At 67.7% G+C, this 911-nt stretch carries 1 protein-coding gene; it reads left to right on the forward strand.

All coding sequences use genetic code 11. From position 1 onward, the window contains the following. Window positions 1-359: 359 nt before the first annotated feature. A partial coding sequence (locus tag Afe05nite_RS15290) for a hypothetical protein (RefSeq protein ID WP_203817764.1) occupies window positions 360-911 on the forward strand: 552 nt, incomplete at its 3' end.

Consider the following 911-nt stretch of genomic DNA (forward strand, 5'->3'; position numbering starts at 1 on the left):
GGCCGTCGGCGGCGGCCCCGAGCAGGATGGCCGGCGCTGGACCAACGCCGGGTGGTCAGCGCCGTCAGCGCCCGGCAGCTGTAGCCGAGGGGCCGCCCTCGCGCCGCCCTCGCCCTCGCCCTCGCGCCGGGGCCGGGGCCGGGGCCGGGGCCGGGGATCGGCTGTCAGGCGCTCGGTGATGGGATTGCGTCGCGGTTTGGAGCGGCTCATCGCAGCAACCCAACAATAGCAGAATTGCATGTATTCGCCGTCACCGCTTTCGGAAGTTCTTTGTCGCTTTTGTGCTCCAGGGCAAGTTTCTTTGAAATGGCATGATCGACTGTTGGCGTGGCGCATTCTTGGGGCGGGATAATCTTTGCATGGAGTTCCAGCAGCTCTCATTTTTCTCCCGGCCGGTGACGGTTGCTTTGCGGGATCGCACGAGGGCGCGTAATTGGTCGCCGGGCAATGATGAGTTTCGTCGCGAGCATGAGCGTCATCGGCGGTGGGGGCTTGCACGGCGCTACGGGTGGAAGACGTGCCGATCGCACGGTTGCTCGCGGCAGTGCGGCGAGTTGGACCTGCACGATTCGGTCGAAGCGGTTCCGCCGTTGATCTGGCCGGCCGATGCGACCTTGACGCGCCGGCCGACGTCTCCGGCAGTTGCAGCCGAGCGTGACCTGTCGTCCGCCGCGGCGCAGCCGGATGTCGTCGACGCGGTGCAGGCGGAATCCGCACCGCTGGACGAAGCCGCTCCACCGATCGTCCCGGAGTCTCGGATGGAGCTGGCACCCGAGGCGGAGATGCCTGATCAGGCGACTCCGCCAGCCCGGCCCAAGCCTTCGTCGCTGTCGGAGTCCGGGCGGCGGCTCGAGTTCGCTGGGGAGCCTGAGTCCGCGCGGTCGCCTGAGTCTGAGCTGTTGCCTGAGTCC

Source organism: Paractinoplanes ferrugineus, assembly GCF_016862195.1.
Classification (GTDB): Bacteria; Actinomycetota; Actinomycetes; order Mycobacteriales; family Micromonosporaceae; genus Actinoplanes; species Actinoplanes ferrugineus.